We start from the raw sequence: 18600 nt of genomic DNA, 5'->3' as shown, positions 1-18600 counted from the left end.
GGACGCCGGTTTTACGGCGTCATCTGCGGCGCGGCGTCCTCGCGGAGCCGGACCGATCAGTGAAGCGTGACCGTCTTCAGGTCGTCTTCGGCAGCCTTGAAGAAGGTGCTGGAGCGGTTGTCGGTGAGGAGGATCGGCGTGCCGTCGGCGCCGAAGAGGGCCCAGAGGTCGAGACCCGGCTCCATGCTCGGAGCCTCGGGAAAGCAGCGTGAGACTTCATCAGACCGCATTTTCCGGATGTAACCGACTTCACCTGCACCAAGATGTGCCAGGTCGGTTTTCGACAGATGGCTGCTGACGTGCTTCAATCCCATGAACTCTCTCCTCGTTGCCGCACGAGCCTTTCCGTGGAAAGGTCACGCGACATAAGATTATGTTTTCATGCGAGGGTTGGCGAAATTCGCAACCAGGGTCGCCAGCCTTGCAGCCGACGAGGTCACCCTTGCCGGTGAGATCACTCTGAGACCAAAATGTTAATTTTCTTTACCATACGAACAGGTTCCGGACGAATGAGATCGACGGAAAGGAGTCCGTTGCGCAATTCCGCCTTCAGCACCTCCATGCCTTCGGCCAGCACGAACATGCGCTGGAACTGACGCGCCGCGATGCCGCGATGGAGATAGTCGCGCGCTTCCGTGTCGCTCTGGCGGCCGCGAATGACGAGCTGGTTTTCCTCGATCGTCACGTCGAGATCGTCCTCGGCAAAGCCGGCGACGGCGAGCGTGATTCGCAGGCGCTCCGGCTCTTCCGCCGTCCCGCCGCGCACACGCTCGATATTGTAGGGCGGATAGCCGTCATTGCCCTTGGCGACGCGTTCGAGCGTCTTCTCCATGGCGTCGAAGCCCAGCATCAGCGGGCTCGTAAAGGGCGTCAGGCGGCTCATATCTCGTCCTTGCAAACCTCAAGCGACCGATACGCGAACCCGCGAGGCGGCGTCCGCGCTCGATATATGGGGTGGACCGCAACGACGCGCAAGCCGCCGCGCACCTCTCTTCGCGCGAATCATCGCGGCCGGGATCGGACGCCTTACGGCGTGGCGGGAATCGTTCTATTGAGAGACATATCGACAGCAGGATAAGGATATTGCCGTGGCCGCACCCGCCAAGATCATCATCGACACGGACCCCGGACAGGACGACGCCGCCGCTATCATGCTGGCGCTCGCAAGCCCGGAAGCGCTCGACGTCGTCGGCATCACGACGGTCGCCGGAAATGTGCCGCTCAGCCTCACCGCCCGCAATGCCCGTATCATCTGCGAGCTTTCGGGGCGTCCGGACGTCAAGGTCTATGCCGGCGCCGAAAAGCCCCTGCTGCGCACCCTCGTGACCGCCGAGCATGTGCATGGTTCGACCGGGCTCGACGGGACGGTGCTCGCCGAGCCGACCATGCCGCTGCAGGACAAGCACGCCGTGGACTTCATCGTCGAGACGCTGCGCGCCGAGCCTGCGGGCACCGTCACCCTCTGCACGCTGGGGGCTCTGACCAATATCGCTCTGGCCCTGCAGAAAGCGCCGGAGATCGCGGGACGGGTGAAGGAACTCGTGATGATGGGCGGCGGTTTCTTCGAGGGCGGCAACATCACGCCGGCCGCGGAGTTCAACATCTACGTCGATCCGGACGCCGCCGACATCGTCTTCAAGTCCGGCATGCCGATCGTGATGATGCCGCTCGACGTGACGCACAAGGTGCTGACGCTCAAAGCGCGCGTCGATCGCGTCCGCGCAATCGGCCGACCCGCCGCCGTCGCCATGGCGGAAATGCTCGATTTCTTCGAGCGCTTCGACATCGAGAAATACGGCAGCGATGGCGGCCCGCTGCACGACCCGACCGTGATCGCCTATCTCCTTCGCCCCGCGCTGTTTGCCGGGCGCGACTGCAACGTCGAGATCGAGACGACGTCGGAGCTGACGGTGGGCATGACGGTCGTGGACTGGTGGCAGGTGACGGGTCGCCCGCACAACGCCAGGGTCATGAAGGACGTCGATGCGGACGGCTTCTTCGATCTCCTGACCGAGCGGCTGGCGCGCCTCTGAGCGGAAAGCGGTCAACGAAAAGCCGCGCGCCCTGTTCGGACGCGCGGCTCTGAATGTCCGGTTTCGAGCGGACGCTTAACGCCACCAGGACCGGGGCTCGGGCTCGCTCGATGAACCGAGGATATAGCCCACGGCCACGCCGATCGCCGTCGCGAGAACTACGACGCCGGCGATGCCGGTCGGGTGTTCGCGGGCGACATCGGCCACGGCGCGGCTCTCGGCCTTCACCTGTGCCACGGCCTTCTTGGCGTAGGGCGCTGCCGCATCATAGGCTTCGGCGGCCTTGTCGCGCGTATCGCTGTAGGCGCGGGCACTCTGCGACGACACGATCTTGGTCAGGCGGGCCACTTCGTCGCGAAGCGCGCTGACATCTTCACTGGAGGAATTGAAAGACATTTCGGGTTCTCCTTGTCTACCGAGCGCTAAACGCCCCCGGTCAAGGATTGGTTCCGGTCAGGCCGGCGCGGCCGGAGCTCAGGATCACGCGACGTCCCTCAGAAGGCAGCATCCACCGCGCTTGCGAGCGGGATGGCGGGCTGGGCGCCGGGTTTCAGGCAGGCGAGCGAGCCTGCGACGGCCGCGCGCCGCAGCGCGGTCTCGAACGGCAGTCCGGCATCGAGCCCGGCTGCGAGATAGCCGCAGAACGTATCGCCGGCGCCGACCGTGTCGACAGGCTCGATCACGAGACCGGCCGCCGTATACATCTCACCCTCGTGCATGGCGATGACGCCGTCCGCACCCAGCGTGACGATGACCGTCTGGCCCGTTTCGGCGCTGAGCGCGCGGATCGCCGACCGCCGCTCGTCCGGCGACAGCCGGTCACGCCCGGCCAGGCGCTCGAATTCGGTTTCGTTCGCCACCACGATATCGGCCATGCGGCCGAGCGCTGCGGCATGCCCGGTCAAAGGCGCGATGTTGATGATCGAGCGGACGCCCCGCTCGCGGGCGGCGATCAGCGCACCCTCGACGGCTTCGGGCGGCACCTCGAGCTGCAGCACCAGCGTATCCTGCGGCGTCATCGTTTCGATGGCGGCCAGCGCATCCGCCTCGTTGACGGTGCCATTGGCGCTGGCAACGACCACGATCACGTTTTCGCCATCGCCGCCGACCAGGATATGCGCCGTGCCCGTCGGCTCGCTCGCGGTCTTGACCAGCGACAGGTCGGTGCCCGCCTCCTTCATGAGGCCCAAGGCGGATTCGGCGAAGGCATCCCAGCCGACGGCCCCCGCCATGCGCACGGAAGCGCCGGCGCGGGTCGCCGCCAGGGCCTGGTTTGCGCCCTTGCCGCCCGCCGCCGTGGTGAAGCTGTTGCCCGTCACCGTTTCGCCCGGTTTCGGCAGGCGCGCCGTGGTGGCGATAAGGTCCATATTGATGGAGCCGAAAACGGTGATCATGCAATGCCTCCCGAATGCGCCGCATCGAGCGGCATGTGTAAGCCGGACACTGCCCGACGCCTTCAGTCCTCGTCAACCACTCTCAGCTTCAGCGCGCCGATGCGGCTGCCGGGCGCGGGCGTCTGACCGGGCTGCGAACCGCCCTGCACGGGTGCCGCAGGATTCGCAGACGCGCCGCCTTCGCCCTCCTGCTGCAGGTCGAGAGCCTCGATCTTCGCCCCGCGGCGTTTCAGCTTGTCGGAGGAGATCAGGATATCGTCGACATCCTTCTGCGTGGTGGTGAAGTGCCCGTGCAGCTTGCGCACCCGTTCGTCCAGCCGCGAAAGGTCCTCCATCAGCCGCACCACCTCGTCCTGGATCAGATGCGCCTGCTCGCGCATGCGATGGTCGCGCAGGATCGCCTGGATGACCTGAATGGACAGGAGCAGCAGCGAGGGCGAGACGATGACGACGCGCGACCGGTGCGCCTTCTGGACGATGCTTTCGAAATGCTCGTGGATATCGGCGAAGATGGACTCGGAGGGCACGAACAGGAAGGCCGTATCCTGCGTCTCGCCAGGGATCAGATATTTCCCCGCGATATCCTTGATATGCACCTCGATGTCGCGCCGGAAGAGAAGCGATGCCTGCCGTTTCAGCTCCGGCGTCTGTGCCGCGCGCATGGCGTTCCACGCCTCCAGCGGAAACTTCGCATCGATCGCCAGTCCCGGCTGGCCGTTCGGCATGCGGATGATGCAGTCCGGCCGCGAGGCGTTGGACAGCGTCGCCTGGAAGACATAGGCGCCCTGTGGCAGGCCGTCGGCGATGATCGTTTCCATGCGGCCCTGGCCGAAGGCGCCGCGGGTCTGCTTGTTGGCGAGGATCTGCTGCAGCCCGGCCATGTCCCTGGCAAGCGACTGGATGTTCGTCTGCGCCGTGTCGATGACGGCCAGACGTTCCTGCAGCGTGCGCAGGTTTTCGTGCGTCTGCCGCGTCTGTTCGGTGATCGAGGCGCCGATGCGCTGGGTCATGCCGTCGATGCGTTGGTTGATCGACTGGTTGAGTTCGTATTGTCGCGTGCCGAAGATGTCGGCGATGGCCGCGATCCGGCCCTGCATCTCCGTCTGCGACTGGATCAGCGCGGCCATCTGCTCCTGTGCCGTATCGGCTTTGGCGCCGCTCCGGCGACGAAAGGCGACAAGGATCGCAAGGGCGACGAGACCCGCGGCGCCCGCAAAAAGCCAGGCGAGACCGGACACGGAAAGGCCGGTCGCGTTGGCGACGGCAAGCACGATATCGGTGGGGCAGGGAGCGTTCATGGCCGGACTGTATCGAAATTTATCGCCAAGGCCAGATCAAATCGTGAACATACCCTTGATCCTCGGCAATTTCCGCGTGAAAATCGGCGCAAATTCTCCATGCCCGAATTCCATCGCCAGAAAAGATCGGCTATCACGACGCCATGACGATCAAGCCTCTCATCATCCTCCCCGATCCCCTGCTTCGCCAGATCTCCGCGCCCGTCGAGCGTGTCGATGACGACGTGCGCCGGATCGCCGACGACATGCTGGAAACCATGTACGACGCGCCGGGCATCGGGCTGGCGGCGATCCAGATCGGCCTGCCTCGCCGTTTGCTGGTGATCGACCTTGCGAAGGAGGGTGAGGACGCGGCGCCGCAGGTCTTCATCAATCCCGAGATTCTCACCTCGACGGACGAACGTTCGGTCTATGAGGAAGGTTGCCTGTCGATCCCCGACTATTATGCCGAGGTCGAGCGCCCCGCCGGCATCACCCTGCGCTACCTCGATCGCGAGGGCCGTCAGCAGGAAATCGCCGCCGATGGCCTGCTCGCGACCTGTCTGCAGCACGAGATCGACCACTTGAACGGTGTGCTGTTCATCGACCATATCTCCAAGCTGAAGCGCGAAATGGTCGTGCGCAAATTCACCAAGGCCGCCAAGACCCGCGGTTCGAAGGCGATCTGATCGGGGCGGCCGCCGCAGGCTGCCGGCGCGACCGCACTATCGAGGGAGGCCATCATGCCGCTGCGCATCATTTTCATGGGAACGCCGGAGTTCTCCGTGCCGACGCTCGCCGCGCTGGCGCAGGCCGGCCACACGATCGTCGCCGTCTACACCCAGCCGCCGCGCCCCGGCGGCCGGCGCGGGCTCGACCTGCAGAAGTCTCCCGTGCATCAGGCGGCCGAACTGCTCGGCATCGAGGTCCGCACGCCAGCGAATTTCAAGGCCGACGACGACCGCGAGGCCTTTCGCGCGCTCGATGCCGATGTGGCCGTGGTCGTGGCCTACGGCCTGCTCCTGCCGGAAGCGATCCTGTCGGGGACGCGGCTCGGCTGCTACAATGGTCATGCGTCCCTGCTGCCGCGCTGGCGCGGAGCCGCCCCCATCCAGCGGGCGATCATGGCGGGCGACCGGGAAACCGGCATGATGGTCATGAAGATGGAGAAGGGGCTCGACACCGGGCCCGTGGCTCTCACCAGCCTCGTCACCATCGCGCCCGACATGACGGCGGGCGTGCTCCACGACAGGCTCATGGTGCGGGGCGCGGCTCTGATGCGCGAGGCCATGGAAAAGCTGGAGGCGGACGATCTGCCGCTGACCCCGCAGCGCGAGGAGGGCGTTCTCTACGCCGCCAAGATCGCCAAGGGCGAAACCCATATCGACTTCGCCCGTCCGGCGCAGGAAGTCCACGATCACATTCGCGGCCTGTCTCCCTTTCCGGGTGCCTGGTTCGAGCTCGACATCGCCGGCAAGCGGGAGCGGGTCAAGGTTCTCGCCTCCACGGTCGAGGCGGCCGGCGGCGAGACGGGCACGGCCCTCTTCGACGACCTGACGATTGCCTGCGGTGACGGCTCGATCCGCCTGACGCGGCTGCAGAAGGCCGGCTGCAAGGTGCTGGCGGCCGAGGAATTCCGGCGCGGCACGCCCGTTCCCGCCGGCACGAGGCTGTTCTGAATGCCGCGCTTCCGGCTTCTGGTGGAATATGACGGAACGTCCTATGTCGGCTGGCAGCGCCAGGACAACGGCCGCTCCGTACAGGGCGCCATCGAAGGCGCCATTCTGCGGCTGACGGGCGAGACCGTATCGGTTCGCGGCGCCGGCCGCACGGATTCCGGCGTGCATGCGCGCGGGCAGGTGGCCCACACGGATCTCACGCGCGACTGGCCGACGGAAACGCTGCGCAATGCACTGAACGCCCATCTCGGCCAGCATGGCGAGCGCGTCGCGATCCTCGACGCCGAAAGCGTGCCGGAGACGTTCGACGCGCGCTTCTCGGCCCTTCGCCGGCATTACCTCTATCGCATCATCTGCCGCCGCTCGCCCCTGGCACTGGAGGCCAAACGGGCCTGGTGGGTTGTGAAGCCGCTCGATGCGGCGCTGATGCACGCGGCTGCGCAAACGCTGGTCGGCCGGCACGATTTCACCACCTTCCGCTCGGTGCACTGCCAAGCCAACAGTCCGGTGCGCACGCTCGATCGTCTGGATGTGGCGCAGGATGGCGACGTGATCGAGATCCGGGCGACGGCCCAGAGTTTCCTCCACAATCAGATCCGCTCGCTGGCGGGCACGCTGAAGATGGTGGGCGAGGGAAAGTGGCCGGTCGAGCGGGTGCGCGCCGCGCTTGACGCCCGAGACCGCAAGGCCTGCGGTCCCGTCGCCCCGCCGGAGGGGCTCTATTTCATGCAGGTCGATTACTGATCGCGCTTATGCCGGCAGCAGACCGAAACTGCGCTGCAGCATCTCGCCGATCATCAGCGAGGGCAGGATGAACAGGGCGGAAAGGGTTGCGGCCAGCAGCGTCTGATCGCCGCCCGTGATGACCTTCAGCACCCGGAAGATCGCGATGATGATGGCAACGAGGGCGATCAGTGAGAGCATGCCGGTCAGCCCCTCGCTGCCAGGAACGACCAGCCGGATGGCTGCCGGAAACGCCATGCCGTAGAAGGTCGGGATCGACAGCCAGTTGGTGACGACGATGATGGCGCCCAGCGCCTGCCCGTAGCCGAGCGGCCGTGCAAGCAGGACGATCAGCAGGATCGGCAGGATCCAGGTCGCGACATCCACGATGAAGAGCTTGGCGATGAAGGCGAGACCCGCCGTCGAGCCGTCGGGCATGTTGGCAAGGTAGAACATGCGCCAGGCCGACCAGCTGACAGCCATGGCCGGCAGGCACCAGAGAATGGCGGCAAAGGAGCGCCAGACGCCGGAAGCGCTCAGATCCAGCCAGTCGAAGCCCTCCGGCTTGCCGAGCACCAGCATCCAGACGCCCCGGAGATAGATGCCGATCTCGTCAAGCTGCGGCATCGTCGAACCAGCGTTCGAGAAAGGCGAGATAGATGCCGGTCAGCGTCTCCAGATCGGCAACGGACACACGCTCGTCGACCATATGCATCGTCTGGCCGACGAGGCCGAATTCCACCACCGGGCAATGATCCTTGATGAAGCGCGCATCCGAGGTGCCGCCCGTGGTGGAAAGCGCCGGCTGGCGGCCGGTCACGGCCTCGACGGCGGACGAGAGCGAGGAGATGAGCTGGTTGCTGCGCGTGAGAAAGACATGGCTCGGCCGCTCGTTCCACACGAGATCGTAACGAACGGGATCGCGACCCGGCCGAAGCGGGCCGTCGGCGGCTGCGCGGTCGAGCCGCGCGATGATCTCCGCCTTGAGGCCGTCGGCCTCCCACGTATCGTTGAAGCGGATGTTGAAGCGGAAGATCGCGCGCGCCGGGATGACGTTAACGGCGGGATTGCCGACATCGAGGCTGGTGACTTCGAGGTTCGACGGCTGGAAATTCTCGGTGCCCGCGTCGAAAGGCGGATCCATGAGCGCGGTTGCAAGCTGCAGCGCACCGCGCACGGGGCTGTCGGCCAGATGCGGATAGGCGGCATGGCCCTGCACGCCATGGACCATCACGGTGCCGGAGAGCGAACCGCGGCGGCCGATCTTGATCATGTCGCCGAGCCGGTCGGGATTGGTCGGCTCGCCGACGATGCAGGCATCCCAGCACTCGCCGCGGGCCTTGGCCCAGTCGAGCAGCTTGGTGGTGCCGTTGATGGCGGGGCCTTCCTCGTCGCCGGTGATCAGCAGCGAGATCGCCCCCTTGGGCGAACCATGCCGTTCGATGTACCGGGCGACCGCGGCAATGAAGCAGGCGATGCCGCCCTTCATGTCGACCGCGCCGCGACCGTACATCATGCCGTTCTCGACGGCAGCGGAAAAGGGCGGGTGCGTCCACGCCGCCGCGTCGCCGACCGGCACGACGTCGGTGTGGCCGGCAAACAGCAGATGCGGGCCGGGGGCATCGCCGGAACTGCTAAGCCGGGCATAGAGGTTCTCGATATCCGGTGTCCCCTCTTCCTGCGCGAGCACGCGGTCCACCGCAAAGCCGAGCGGCGCCAGCATGGCATGGAGCACCCCGAGCGCACCGCCTTCGGCAGGCGTCACGGACGGGCAGCGGATGAGGGCGGCAAGATTGGCCACCGGGTCGCTGCACAAGGGCGCAGAGGAGGGATGGGCGGAGGAGGCGGGATCGGCAAGGGACATGAAGGCAGCCTGTTGAGTCCGCAAAGATGTAGCCGATCGCTTCCCAGCTGTCACGGCAGTTCGCGTCTGCAGCAACGGATTGCCCAAGCGGGCAATATAGGGTATCCCCCTATCCTATGTCGCATCTGTCGAAAACCAAGACCAAGCTGATCGCCCGCGTCCGCCGCCTCAGGGGGCAGCTGGAGGCGATCGAACGCGCGCTGGAAGCGGATGAGCCCTGTGGCGCCATTCTCAACCAGGTCGCCTCCGTGCGGGGCGCGGTCACCGGGCTGACGGCCGAGCTGATCGAGGATCACATCCGCAACCATGTGGCCGATCCGGATACGGATGCCGATCCCGAGCGGGCGAGGGGTGCTGCAGATCTGATCGAGGTGATGAGGACCTATCTGAAATGACCGAAAGCCGCCTTTCGAGCCCGCACGACCACGTCTTCCTCGGCCGCGACCACGCGCGCAACGAGCGCCGCACATGGATCGTCATCGCGCTGACCACCGCCATGATGGTGGCGGAAATCGTGGCCGGCACCGCCTTCGGCTCCATGGCGCTGGTGGCGGATGGCTGGCATATGTCCACCCATGCCGCCGCCATGCTGATCACGGCGCTGGCCTATGTCTATGCGCGACGCAACGCCCACAACCCGCGCTTCACCTTCGGCACGGGCAAGCTCGGCGATCTCGCGGGCTTTGCCAGCGCCATCGTTCTGGCGCTGGTCGCGCTGTTCATCGCCTGGGAAAGCGCGCTCCGGCTGTGGTCGCCGGTGTCGATCGATTTTCATCAGGCGATCGCCGTCGCGGCGCTTGGCCTTGCGGTCAATCTCGTCTGCGCCTGGCTGCTGGGCGGCGATCATCATCACGGACATGGCGGGCATGGCCACGGCCATCATAGCCATGGCCATGATGCGCACCATCATGACCACACGCATGATCACGGTGACGATCACGCCCACCACGACCATCCGCCTCAGGCGGCGCGTCAGACCGACAACAACCTGCGGGGTGCCTACCTGCATGTGCTCGCCGATGCGCTGACCTCGGTGCTGGCCATCGCCGCGCTGGTTCTCGGCAGCCTGTACGGCTGGCTCTGGCTCGACCCCGCCATCGGCATCGTCGGGGCGCTGGTCATCGCCCGCTGGTCCTTCGGCCTCCTGCGCGACAGCGGCGGCGTCCTGCTGGATTATGTTCCGGCAGGCGAGGACCTGCCGGACGAAATCCGCCACGCCGTCGAGGATGGCGATGTCAGGATCACCGATCTGCACGTCTGGCAGCTGGGTCCCGGCCATCACGGCGCCATCGTCGCGCTGACGGCGGCAAGCCCGAAGCCGCCGGCCTTCTACCGCGCGCAGCTCGCGCATATCGCCGAGCTGTCGCATGTCACGATCGAGGTCGAGGCGGCGGAAACCGCGGCGGCCTGAGCCTGAGCGGAGGGACGGTGCGCTGGACCTGCGCGTGCCCGACGCTAGCTAGTGGGGTATTACGGACCCAAGACGATCATATCGACAGGGATGGGAACAGATCATGCGCTACAACCAGCTCGGCAATACCGGCCTCTTCGTCTCCGAACTCTGCTTGGGAACGATGACCTTCGGCCCGTCGGACGATCCGCGCTGGGGCCCCATCGCCGATGTCGATCAGGACGCCGCCGACCGCATCGTCGAGCGCTCGCTTGCGGCCGGCATCAATTTCATCGATACGGCCGACGTCTACTCCTTCGGTCAGTCGGAGCGGCTTCTGGGACAGGCTTTGAAGAACAATGCGGTCCCCCGCAAGGATGTGATTATCGCCACCAAGGTCTATGGCGTGATGAGCGGCAAGCCCAACGACCGGGGCGCCTCCCGCGGCCATATCATGGACTCGGTCGAGGCGAGCCTCGAGCGTCTGCAGACCGACCATATCGATCTCTACCAGATCCATGCGACCGATCCCGTCACGCCGATCGACGAGACGCTGCGCGCACTGGACGATCTCGTCTCCCGCGGGCTCGTGCGCTATATCGGCGTCTCGAACTGGCAGGCCTGGCGGATTGCCAAGGCCCTCGGCATCTCCGAGCGCAGGGGGTACGCCCGCTTCGACAGTCTGCAGGCCTACTACTCGATCGCCGGGCGCGATCTGGAGCGCGAGCTTGCGCCCCTTCTTCTGGAAGAAAAGCTCGGTCTCATGGTCTGGTCGCCGCTGGCCGGCGGGCTCCTGTCGGGCAAGTATGGACCCGGCGCCCCCGGAAACGGCGAAGGCCGCCGTGCCACCTTCGACTTTCCGCCCGTCGACAAGGACCGGGCCTGGGCCTGCGTCGCCGCCATGCGCGACGTGGCTGAAAAGCACAGCGTGAGCGTCGCCGAGATCGCGCTCGCCTATATCCTCGCCAAGCCCTTCGTCAGCACCGTCATCATCGGCGCCAAGCGGCTGGAACAGCTGGAACAGAACCTGAAGGCCACCGAGGTGCGGCTGGATGCCGCGGATCTCGACAGGCTCGACAGCGTCAGCGCGCTTGCTCCGGAGTATCCCGGCTGGATGCTGGAGCGGCAGGGCGCCAACCGCCGTCCGGAGTCGTTCAAACCCTAGACGCTGCGAAGAGAAACGGAGCGTCATCCGGGCATGATGCTCCGTTGCGCCCATTGCTTGTGGGTGTGCGAAAGGTTACCCTCTCCGACGCATCCAATGTCCTGTTCCGAGAGTGTACCGTTGCCCGATCTGGCCGCCGAATCCGTCGATATCGTCTCCAGAATCGATGCCGTACCGAAAGTGCTCGATGTCGTCTGCCGGGTCACCGGTATGGGCTTTGCAGCCGTGGCCCGCGTCACGGAAAGCCGGTGGATCGCCTGCGGCGTTCTCGACAAGATCAACTTCGGCCTCGTTCCGGGCGGAGAACTGGCCATCGAGACGACCATCTGCAACGAAATCCGTGATCATCGCGAGCTCGTCATCGTCGAAAACGTGGCCGAAGACCCGAAATTCCGCGCCCATCACACGCCTTTGCAATATGGCTTCCAGAGCTATATCTCGGCGCCGATCCTTCTCTCGGACGGCTCCTTCTTCGGCACGCTCTGCGCCATCGATCCCGCGCCCAACAAGATCGACACGCCCGCCATCGTCGAGATGTTCCGACTGTTCGCCGAGCTGATCGGTTTTCACGTCGATGCCCGTCGCCAGATGGAGCAGGACCGCCATGCGAACGAACTGCGCGAACAGTTCATCGCGGTTCTCGGCCATGATCTGCGCAATCCCCTGGCCTCGATCGACGCGGGCACGCGCATGCTGGCGCGCACCGACCTCAGCGACAAGTCGAAGACCGTGGTGGAGCTCATGCGCGCCAGTGTCGTTCGCATGTCGGGCCTCATCGACAATGTGCTGGATTTCGCGCGCGGCAGGCTCGGCGGCGGGCTGGCGGTGGAGCAGGCCGAGCGCGTGCCGCTGCGCCCGGTTCTCGAGCATGTGGTCGCCGAACTCAGCATCGCCAATCCCGGCCGGCCGATCGAGACGGATTTCAGCGATTGCCTCGTGCGGTGCGACGAAGGCCGCATGGGCCAGCTCGTCTCCAACCTCGTCGCCAATGCCCTGACGCATGGCAACGACGACAGCCCCATCCGGGTGCGGACGGCGGAGGTCGGACGCGAGTTCATCGTCAGCGTCACCAATTCGGGTAAGCCGATCCCCCAGGCCGTGCAGCGCGACCTGTTCAAGCCCTTCGTACGCGCCACGGTCGAGCATGGCCGCGAAGGATTGGGCCTCGGGCTCTACATCGCCTCGGAGATCGTCAAGGCGCATGGCGGCACGATCGACGTCACCTCGAACGAAGCGGAAACCTGCTTTACCTGCCGGATTCCGCTCCGCTGAAGCGTGTCGTCGGCTGTGACCTCAGTCGCGCAGCAGCTCGTTGATGCCGGTCTTCGACCGGGTCTTTTCGTCCACGCGCTTGACGATCACGGCGCAGTAGAGGGCCGGCGCCGGCTGGCCGTTGCCCATCACCTTGTCGGATGCCAGCGAACCGGCGACGACGACGGAGTAGGGGGGGACTTCGCCATAGGTGATCTCGCCGGTGGCGCGGTCCACGATGCGGGTGGATTTTCCGATGAAGACGCCCATGCCGAGCACGGAGCCTTCTCGGATAATGCAGCCTTCCACCACTTCCGACCGCGCGCCGATGAAGCAATTGTCCTCGATGATGGTCGGGCCGGCCTGCATGGGCTCCAGCACGCCGCCGATGCCGACGCCGCCCGACAGGTGCACATGCGCGCCGATCTGGGCGCAGGAGCCGACGGTGGCCCAGGTATCCACCATCGTGCCCTCGCCGACATAGGCGCCGAGATTGACGAAGGACGGCATCAGGATGGCGTTCGGCGCGATATAGGCCGAGCGGCGCACGACGCAGTTCGGTACGGCGCGGAAGCCGGCATTCTCGAATTCGTTCGCGCCCCAGCCGTCGAACTTGGAGGGCACCTTGTCCCACCAGGTCGAGCCGCCCGGGCCGCCCTTGATGATCTCCATCGGGTTCAGGCGGAAGGAAAGGAGAACGGCCTTCTTGAGCCACTGGTTGACCATCCAGTTGCCATCGGACGCGCGTTCGGCCACGCGGACCTTGCCGCTGTCCAGAAGATTCAGCGCCGTTTCCACGGCATCGCGCACCTCGCCTTTCGTGCCCGTCGTCACCGCATCGCGGTTGTCGAAGGCGGTCTCGATCGTGGAAGCGAGAAAGGCAAGATCGTGGGAGGTCATCGCAAATCCTAAAAGTCCGGGCTGATTTCCAACGCTGTAGAGCATGATGCCCGAGATTTGAAGCGTTTTTCGGTTGCAGCGCACCGGGAGGCGCGGTCTATGTCACGAGAGCGTAAGTGATGAGATTCGCCCGCCGTTGCCGCGGCAGGCGTTGGAGACGAGACCCCATGACACGGATGAAGAAGCGGAATTTGCGGCGCAAGGACGGGGTCTGGGATCCCCTCGCCGACAGTGCGCAGGCGCGGACGCGTGCCGCCAGTGTCGAAAAGACGCCGCAGTCTCTCTCGCCGTCCTATCGCCTGGCTTATGCCGACGAGGATTTCCTCTGCCGCGAGGAGCTGCGGCCGATCCGCCTGCAGCTCGAACTGCTGAAGACCGAAATGGCGCTGGCCGAACGCGGCATCACCTCCACCGTCGTCATGTTCGGCGGCGCCCGCATTCCCGAGCCCGGCAAGGACGCCTGGGCGGCGAAGAACGAAACCCAGCGCGAGAACCTGACGGCGGCGTCGGTCTACTACGACGAGGCCCGCAAGTTCGCACGGCTCTGCGCGGAGCATTCGGCGCAATCCGGCTACAAGGAGTTCGTCGTCGTCACCGGTGGCGGGCCGGGCGTCATGGAGGCGGGCAATCGCGGCGCGGCCGATGTCGGCGCGCCGTCGATCGGGCTCAACATCGTGCTGCCGCACGAGCAGGCGCCAAATCCTTACGTCACGCCGGACCTCAGCTTCAACTTCCATTATTTCGCCATCCGCAAGATGCATTTCCTCGTGCGTGCCAAGGCCGTGACGGTCTTTCCCGGTGGCTTCGGCACGCTGGACGAGCTGTTCGAGACGATCACGCTGATGCAGACGGGGCGCATGGCGCTGGTGCCGCTCATCCTGTTCGGCGAAGCATTCTGGCGCTCCATCGTCGATTTCGACGCGCTCGCCGCCTTCGGCACGATCGCGCCCAGCGATGTCGATCTGATCCAGTTCGTGGACACCGCCGACGAGGCCTGGGACATCATCGCCCGCTTCTACGGCAACGTCGATCCCGCATCCCTGCCGCTCGCGTCGGGCGAGCGCTAGAACCTCCGCTCGCCCGAAAGCTTCAGGCAACAAGTTGGTCCGGCCTGCGTTCTCCTCGGTCACGAAGAGGAGACCGAGACGATGACCAACAAGAGCCTTGCCGATCTCGCCGAGAAGATGCGCGAGATCGACATCTGCATGCTCTCGACGCACACCGATGGCGGCGCGATTGCCGGCCGGCCGATGAGCAACAACCGCAACGTCGATTACGACGGCAGTTCCTACTATTTCACGCTCGACGACACCCGTATGGTGGACGACATCAAGGCCGATCCCAAGGTCGCTCTCGCCTTTCAGGGGGCGAAGGCCTTTCTGGTGGCCGTGGAAGGCAAAGCCGACCTTATCCGTGACAGGCAAGCCTTCAGGGAACACTGGTCCCCCGATATCGACAAGTGGTTTGCCGATGGCATCGACACCGAAGGTCTCGTGATGATCAAGGTCGTTGCCGAGCGCGCGCATTACTGGGACGGCGAGGACGAAGGCGAAGTCACCATGTGACGCTCTGAAAGCAGAGCCCTGTCGAAACGAAAAATGCCCCGTTCCCGGGGCATTTGCATGTGATGTGCAGGCTTCGTTTCCGGGGTCAGATCTTCCGGGTCAGGTCGGCCGCGTCGATGAAGCCGTCGCCGTTCGTGTCCCGCTTCTGGAAGCGTTCGCCGGCGGCCGCCGTCACCTCGGCCAGCGACAGCGAGCCGTTCTTGTCGGTATCGGCCTGCTTGAACATGCGGGGGCCCATGGCGGGGATCATGGCCGGGCGCAGCTCCTGCAGTTTGGCACGGGCTTCCTGACGCGCCGGACCCTTGTCCGCCTTGCGCATGTCCGCACGGGCCGCCTTGAAGGCCTCACGCTTGGCCTTCACCTCGTCGCGTGTCACCTGCCCGTTCTTGTCGGCATCGAATGCCGCGAAGGCGCGCGATGCCGCGGCCTCGGCCTCGCTACGGGAAACCTTGCCGTCCTTGTCCGTATCCAGCTGTTTGATCGTCCACGCGGCGCGCTGCTCGCGCGTCGGGCCGTCGTGCTTGGCGGCAAAGGATGGTGTTGCCAGGGCCGAGGCAGCGATGGCGACGGCGGAAAGGCCGAGGATGAGGGTTTTCTTGGTCATGAGTCGTCCTTGTCGAGAAGCATGCGCCTTCGTCCCGAAAGACACGAGGTGCTGCATGCTGGCTTGGGGATGCGGTGCCGCTTTTTTGCAGGGCTGACCGCAGCATGTTCGTCCCTGAGAACAAGGATAGAGAAGACGCCGCCGGGCACCAGTTAAACTTCGGTAATGAAGGCGCGGCTCAGGCCGACGGCACGAGCCGCCGCAGGAAGGCGGCAAGGTCTTCCGTCACGAAGTCGATATCCGCGTTTCCGTCCTCGCTCTGCTCCCAGGCCTCCGCGAACTCGTATTCGAAATTCTGCGGCACCAGCAGAACCGTCTTCATGCCGAGCGCCTTTGGCACCGTCAGGTTGCGCGGCAGGTCCTCGAACATGGCGGCATGGCGGGTGTCGATGCGGTTGAGGCTTGCGAACTTGTCATAGGTCGCGCCCGCCGGCTTCGGCACATAGTCGGCCGCGACGATATCGAAGATGTCGTCGAAATGATCGAGAATGCCGAGCGCGCGCGCCGCCATCTGCGCATGCACCACCGTGCCGTTGGTGAAGATGAACTTGCGCCCCGGCAACGCCTTGATTGCATCGCCCAGCGCGGGATCCGGCGGAATGACGTTGTAGTCGATCGCATGCGCCTTCTGCAGGAAGTCGTTGGGGTCGATCCCGTGATGGACCATCAGGCCCTTCAGCGTCGTGCCGTGATCGCGGTAATACTGCTTCTGCAGCAGCTTGGCGTCCGCCGGCTCCATCTGCAGCAGGTCGGCCACGAAGGCCGTCATGTTGCGGTCGATCTGCGAGAACAGGTTGACGCGATGCGGATAGAGCGTGTTGTCCATGTCGAACACCCATTCGGTGACATGGGCGAAATCGTCGTGGGTCGGCAGTCGGTCGATCAAGGTCATGAGGGCCTGTTCCAGGAATGCGAAGTCGGGCGACGGAGAAGAGCGGCGGAGAAGAATGATACCCAGCTGACAAACTATAAGTGTGCTGCGATAAGGAAACAGCCATGAGAACGATTTTCGTCGTCACGCACCCGGAATCCGCCCACCATGTCGAGAAGCGCGTCGGCGGGTGGTTCGATACCGGCTTGACGAAACGGGGCCAGGCGCAGGCAGGCGCCATCGCGCAGGCGCTCTTTGCGCGGATCGGCAGCCGGCCGGTCGAGATCGTCAGCTCCGATCTGCTGCGCGCCTCCGAAACGGCCGATACGATCGCCGATCTGTTCCGAACGGGGATCACCGTCAATCGCGATCTGCGGGAAATGAGCTACGGTGCCGCCGAAGGGCGGCCGCAGGAATGGCTGGACCTGCGGCACGAATCGATTCCCGACGACGACCGCCTCGACTATCGCAACAGCCTGACCGGCGGCGAGACACGGCGGGAACTGGCGACGCGGATCTACGGGGCGATGGATGCGATCATGGCCCGCCCCTGCGACTGCCAGATCGTCGTGACCCATGGCTTCGCCCTGACCTTCGTCGTGGCGAAGTGGATCGGGATGCCGATCCCTGCTGCCGGCTGGGTCGCCTTCAGGGCGGCGTCGGGCAGCATCACCCATCTCGAGCAGGACGACCTGTGGCAGAGCCGGGCGGTGGTGTCGCTCGGCGATACCACCCACCTCGAGGTCTGAGCGGACTGACCGCTTACGGAACGATCAGCGTTCCCGCACCGTGCTCGGTGAAGATCTCGAGCAGTACCGAATGGGCCGTCTTGCCGTTGAGGATGACGACGCCCTGAACGCCGGCCTTGATGGCCTCGATGCAGGTTTCGACCTTGGGGATCATGCCGCCGGAAATCGTGCCGTCGGCGATCAGCGCCAGGGCTTCCGCCACGGACAGCTCCTTGATGAGTTCCTTGTTCTTGTCGAGCACGCCGGGAACGTCGGTGAGGAACAGGAGACGCGTGGCATTGAGGGCGCCGGCGATGGCGCCTGCGAACGTATCGGCATTGATGTTGTAGGTCGCGCCGTCGCGGCCGGGGGCGACCGGGGCGATGACGGGGATCATTTCCGACTTCGCCAGAAGATCGAGAAGTGTACGATCCACCTCGATTACCTCGCCGACGAAGCCGAGATCGAGCACGCGCTCGATATTGCTGTCGGGATCGATAACGGTCTTGCGGGCCTTTTCCGCGAAGACCATGTTGCCGTCCTTGCCGCAAAGGCCGATCGCCCATTCGCCGGTCTGGTTGATGAGCGCGACGATCTCCTTGTTGATCGAGCCGGCCAGAACCATTTCGACGATCTCGACGGTCTTGGCATCCGTGACGCGCAGGCCGCCCTCGAACTTCGATTCGATGCCCATCTTGGTCAGCATGGCGCCGATCTGCGGGCCGCCGCCGTGGACCACGATCGGGTTGACGCCGGACTGCTTGAGAAGCGCGATATCGGCGGCGAACGCCTTGCCGAGTTCTGGGTCGCCCATGGCATGCCCGCCATATTTCACGACGATCGTCTTGTTCTCGTAACGCTGCATGTAGGGCAGGGCCTGTGCGAGAAGACGGGCCTGAATTTCGCTTTCGGATGGGGACATGTCGGAAACCTTCGGGATCGATGCGGATGCTGTTTAGCGCAAGTTTTTTCTCGGGGGAATGATCGGAAGGGAATATAACGGCATGATGACAGCCGCAAATGGCAGCGCGCCGCGCCGCCTCGGGTCGAACATAAGATCTTTGGCGTAAAAGCCGTGGAAAATGTGCGAAACCATGCGTATGATCCCGTCCATCATCCGCTTGGCATGTCCGCGGTTATAGGCGAGCACATTGAC

Annotated in this window: 22 protein-coding genes; 11 read left to right on the top strand and 11 right to left on the bottom strand. The window is 64.9% G+C overall.

Annotation, left to right across the window (positions count from 1 at the left end; all coding sequences use genetic code 11):
• Nucleotides 1–56 precede the first annotated feature (56 nt).
• Nucleotides 57–314: a BQ00720 family protein gene (locus tag LRX75_RS06325; RefSeq protein WP_062595250.1), complete on the bottom strand. Its 258-nt coding sequence runs from the start codon at nucleotides 312–314 to the stop codon at nucleotides 57–59.
• 140 nt (nucleotides 315–454) lie between these two features.
• Entirely contained in the window at nucleotides 455–883 is a 429-nt protein-coding gene (locus tag LRX75_RS06320) for an Hsp20 family protein (protein WP_231812803.1), read from the bottom strand.
• Nucleotides 884–1088: 205 nt separating this feature from the next.
• Between LRX75_RS06320 and LRX75_RS06315 the strand changes: the two genes are divergently transcribed.
• Complete coding sequence (locus tag LRX75_RS06315; RefSeq protein ID WP_231812801.1) at nucleotides 1089–2033, top strand: nucleoside hydrolase; 945 nt, start codon at nucleotides 1089–1091, stop codon at nucleotides 2031–2033.
• 75 nt (nucleotides 2034–2108) lie between these two features.
• Here LRX75_RS06315 and LRX75_RS06310 read toward each other — a convergent pair whose 3' ends face one another.
• The 3 genes from LRX75_RS06310 to LRX75_RS06300 all read right to left on the bottom strand — a co-directional run bounded on the left by LRX75_RS06310 (nucleotide 2109) and on the right by LRX75_RS06300 (nucleotide 4725).
• Nucleotides 2109–2429 carry a hypothetical protein gene (locus LRX75_RS06310; RefSeq protein ID WP_113149307.1) on the bottom strand — a complete coding sequence of 107 codons (321 nt, stop codon included), beginning with the start codon at nucleotides 2427–2429 and terminating at the stop codon, nucleotides 2109–2111.
• A 98-nt stretch (nucleotides 2430–2527) separates the two neighbouring features.
• On the bottom strand, nucleotides 2528–3427 hold the full coding sequence (locus tag LRX75_RS06305) for a ribokinase (protein ID WP_231812799.1): 900 nt from the start codon (nucleotides 3425–3427) through the stop codon (nucleotides 2528–2530).
• 62 nt (nucleotides 3428–3489) lie between these two features.
• Complete coding sequence (locus LRX75_RS06300; RefSeq protein WP_231812797.1) at nucleotides 3490–4725, bottom strand: DNA recombination protein RmuC; 1236 nt, start codon at nucleotides 4723–4725, stop codon at nucleotides 3490–3492.
• Between the two features lie 143 nt (nucleotides 4726–4868).
• On the opposite strand from LRX75_RS06300, the gene def reads away from it, so the two are divergent.
• Genes def through truA form a run of 3 tightly spaced genes read left to right on the top strand, consistent with a single transcriptional unit; the run spans nucleotide 4869 to nucleotide 7127 of the window.
• The gene (def, locus tag LRX75_RS06295) at nucleotides 4869–5393 is read left to right on the top strand and encodes a peptide deformylase (protein WP_231812795.1); all 525 of its coding nucleotides are present in this window, start codon (nucleotides 4869–4871) and stop codon (nucleotides 5391–5393) included.
• A gap of 54 nt (nucleotides 5394–5447) precedes the next feature.
• Nucleotides 5448–6383 (top strand): methionyl-tRNA formyltransferase, encoded by a 936-nt coding sequence (fmt, locus tag LRX75_RS06290; RefSeq protein WP_231812793.1) that lies wholly within the window; start codon nucleotides 5448–5450, stop codon nucleotides 6381–6383.
• The gene (truA, locus tag LRX75_RS06285) at nucleotides 6384–7127 is read left to right on the top strand and encodes a tRNA pseudouridine(38-40) synthase TruA (protein ID WP_231812791.1); all 744 of its coding nucleotides are present in this window, start codon (nucleotides 6384–6386) and stop codon (nucleotides 7125–7127) included. It abuts the gene before it with no gap.
• 6 nt (nucleotides 7128–7133) lie between these two features.
• Here the strand turns inward: truA and LRX75_RS06280 are convergent, their stop codons facing one another.
• Nucleotides 7134–7733 carry a hypothetical protein gene (locus tag LRX75_RS06280; protein WP_113149302.1) on the bottom strand — a complete coding sequence of 200 codons (600 nt, stop codon included), beginning with the start codon at nucleotides 7731–7733 and terminating at the stop codon, nucleotides 7134–7136.
• The gene (gene dapE, locus LRX75_RS06275) at nucleotides 7720–8970 is read right to left on the bottom strand and encodes a succinyl-diaminopimelate desuccinylase (protein ID WP_231812789.1); all 1251 of its coding nucleotides are present in this window, start codon (nucleotides 8968–8970) and stop codon (nucleotides 7720–7722) included. Before dapE ends, LRX75_RS06280 begins: the two co-directional genes overlap by 14 nt.
• A gap of 116 nt (nucleotides 8971–9086) precedes the next feature.
• Here dapE and LRX75_RS06270 point away from each other — a divergent pair, with 116 nt between their 5' ends.
• The 4 genes from LRX75_RS06270 (at nucleotide 9087) to LRX75_RS06255 (ending at nucleotide 12797) form a co-directional block, all read left to right on the top strand.
• Nucleotides 9087–9365, top strand: a complete 279-nt coding sequence (locus tag LRX75_RS06270) for a metal/formaldehyde-sensitive transcriptional repressor (protein ID WP_113149300.1) — start codon at nucleotides 9087–9089, stop codon at nucleotides 9363–9365.
• Nucleotides 9362–10381: a CDF family Co(II)/Ni(II) efflux transporter DmeF gene (gene dmeF, locus LRX75_RS06265; RefSeq protein WP_231812787.1), complete on the top strand. Its 1020-nt coding sequence runs from the start codon at nucleotides 9362–9364 to the stop codon at nucleotides 10379–10381. The genes LRX75_RS06270 and dmeF overlap by 4 nt, the downstream gene beginning before the upstream one ends.
• 103 nt (nucleotides 10382–10484) lie before the next feature.
• A complete protein-coding gene (locus LRX75_RS06260) occupies nucleotides 10485–11525 on the top strand; it encodes an aldo/keto reductase (protein ID WP_231812785.1) in 1041 nt (346 codons plus the stop codon).
• 120 nt (nucleotides 11526–11645) lie between these two features.
• Nucleotides 11646–12797, top strand: coding sequence for a GAF domain-containing sensor histidine kinase (locus LRX75_RS06255; RefSeq protein ID WP_231812783.1), 1152 nt, complete (start codon nucleotides 11646–11648; stop codon nucleotides 12795–12797).
• A 21-nt stretch (nucleotides 12798–12818) separates the two neighbouring features.
• Here the strand turns inward: LRX75_RS06255 and dapD are convergent, their stop codons facing one another.
• Nucleotides 12819–13676, bottom strand: a complete 858-nt coding sequence (dapD, locus tag LRX75_RS06250) for a 2,3,4,5-tetrahydropyridine-2,6-dicarboxylate N-succinyltransferase (protein ID WP_231812782.1) — start codon at nucleotides 13674–13676, stop codon at nucleotides 12819–12821.
• Nucleotides 13677–13843: 167 nt separating this feature from the next.
• Here dapD and LRX75_RS06245 point away from each other — a divergent pair, with 167 nt between their 5' ends.
• The gene (locus LRX75_RS06245; protein WP_231812780.1) at nucleotides 13844–14743 is read left to right on the top strand and encodes an LOG family protein; all 900 of its coding nucleotides are present in this window, start codon (nucleotides 13844–13846) and stop codon (nucleotides 14741–14743) included.
• A gap of 81 nt (nucleotides 14744–14824) precedes the next feature.
• Nucleotides 14825–15241 carry a pyridoxamine 5'-phosphate oxidase family protein gene (locus tag LRX75_RS06240; protein ID WP_231812778.1) on the top strand — a complete coding sequence of 139 codons (417 nt, stop codon included), beginning with the start codon at nucleotides 14825–14827 and terminating at the stop codon, nucleotides 15239–15241.
• A gap of 85 nt (nucleotides 15242–15326) precedes the next feature.
• Here the strand turns inward: LRX75_RS06240 and LRX75_RS06235 are convergent, their stop codons facing one another.
• Complete coding sequence (locus LRX75_RS06235) at nucleotides 15327–15845, bottom strand: EF-hand domain-containing protein (RefSeq protein WP_231812776.1); 519 nt, start codon at nucleotides 15843–15845, stop codon at nucleotides 15327–15329.
• 178 nt (nucleotides 15846–16023) lie between these two features.
• A complete protein-coding gene (locus LRX75_RS06230; RefSeq protein WP_231812775.1) occupies nucleotides 16024–16737 on the bottom strand; it encodes a pyrimidine 5'-nucleotidase in 714 nt (237 codons plus the stop codon).
• 104 nt (nucleotides 16738–16841) lie between these two features.
• Between LRX75_RS06230 and LRX75_RS06225 the strand changes: the two genes are divergently transcribed.
• Nucleotides 16842–17465 (top strand): histidine phosphatase family protein, encoded by a 624-nt coding sequence (locus LRX75_RS06225; protein WP_231812774.1) that lies wholly within the window; start codon nucleotides 16842–16844, stop codon nucleotides 17463–17465.
• Nucleotides 17466–17478: 13 nt separating this feature from the next.
• Here the strand turns inward: LRX75_RS06225 and argB are convergent, their stop codons facing one another.
• Entirely contained in the window at nucleotides 17479–18366 is an 888-nt protein-coding gene (argB, locus tag LRX75_RS06220; RefSeq protein WP_092931858.1) for an acetylglutamate kinase, read from the bottom strand.
• Nucleotides 18367–18600: the final 234 nt, after the last annotated feature.

The organism is Rhizobium quercicola (genome assembly GCF_021168455.1).
Lineage (GTDB): Bacteria > Pseudomonadota > Alphaproteobacteria > Rhizobiales > Rhizobiaceae > Ferranicluibacter > Ferranicluibacter quercicola.
This window is presented reverse-complemented; position numbering and strand designations above follow the sequence as displayed.

Bases quoted from the DNA above. Each gene is read 5' to 3' on its own strand.
- LRX75_RS06225 (WP_231812774.1), top strand. From the start codon at position 16,842: ATGAGAACGATTTTCGTCGTCACGCACCCGGAATCCGCCCACCATGTC.
- LRX75_RS06280 (WP_113149302.1), bottom strand. From the start codon at position 7,733: ATGCCGCAGCTTGACGAGATCGGCATCTATCTCCGGGGCGTCTGGATG.
- dapD (WP_231812782.1), bottom strand. From the start codon at position 13,676: ATGACCTCCCACGATCTTGCCTTTCTCGCTTCCACGATCGAGACCGCC.
- truA (WP_231812791.1), top strand. From the start codon at position 6,384: ATGCCGCGCTTCCGGCTTCTGGTGGAATATGACGGAACGTCCTATGTC.
- def (WP_231812795.1), top strand. From the start codon at position 4,869: ATGACGATCAAGCCTCTCATCATCCTCCCCGATCCCCTGCTTCGCCAG.
- LRX75_RS06310 (WP_113149307.1), bottom strand. From the start codon at position 2,429: ATGTCTTTCAATTCCTCCAGTGAAGATGTCAGCGCGCTTCGCGACGAA.
- LRX75_RS06235 (WP_231812776.1), bottom strand. From the start codon at position 15,845: ATGACCAAGAAAACCCTCATCCTCGGCCTTTCCGCCGTCGCCATCGCT.
- dmeF (WP_231812787.1), top strand. From the start codon at position 9,362: ATGACCGAAAGCCGCCTTTCGAGCCCGCACGACCACGTCTTCCTCGGC.
- LRX75_RS06260 (WP_231812785.1), top strand. From the start codon at position 10,485: ATGCGCTACAACCAGCTCGGCAATACCGGCCTCTTCGTCTCCGAACTC.
- dapE (WP_231812789.1), bottom strand. From the start codon at position 8,970: ATGTCCCTTGCCGATCCCGCCTCCTCCGCCCATCCCTCCTCTGCGCCC.
- LRX75_RS06305 (WP_231812799.1), bottom strand. From the start codon at position 3,427: ATGATCACCGTTTTCGGCTCCATCAATATGGACCTTATCGCCACCACG.
- fmt (WP_231812793.1), top strand. From the start codon at position 5,448: ATGCCGCTGCGCATCATTTTCATGGGAACGCCGGAGTTCTCCGTGCCG.
- LRX75_RS06300 (WP_231812797.1), bottom strand. From the start codon at position 4,725: ATGAACGCTCCCTGCCCCACCGATATCGTGCTTGCCGTCGCCAACGCG.
- argB (WP_092931858.1), bottom strand. From the start codon at position 18,366: ATGTCCCCATCCGAAAGCGAAATTCAGGCCCGTCTTCTCGCACAGGCC.
- LRX75_RS06270 (WP_113149300.1), top strand. From the start codon at position 9,087: ATGTCGCATCTGTCGAAAACCAAGACCAAGCTGATCGCCCGCGTCCGC.
- LRX75_RS06320 (WP_231812803.1), bottom strand. From the start codon at position 883: ATGAGCCGCCTGACGCCCTTTACGAGCCCGCTGATGCTGGGCTTCGAC.
- LRX75_RS06230 (WP_231812775.1), bottom strand. From the start codon at position 16,737: ATGACCTTGATCGACCGACTGCCGACCCACGACGATTTCGCCCATGTC.
- LRX75_RS06245 (WP_231812780.1), top strand. From the start codon at position 13,844: ATGACACGGATGAAGAAGCGGAATTTGCGGCGCAAGGACGGGGTCTGG.
- LRX75_RS06325 (WP_062595250.1), bottom strand. From the start codon at position 314: ATGGGATTGAAGCACGTCAGCAGCCATCTGTCGAAAACCGACCTGGCA.
- LRX75_RS06240 (WP_231812778.1), top strand. From the start codon at position 14,825: ATGACCAACAAGAGCCTTGCCGATCTCGCCGAGAAGATGCGCGAGATC.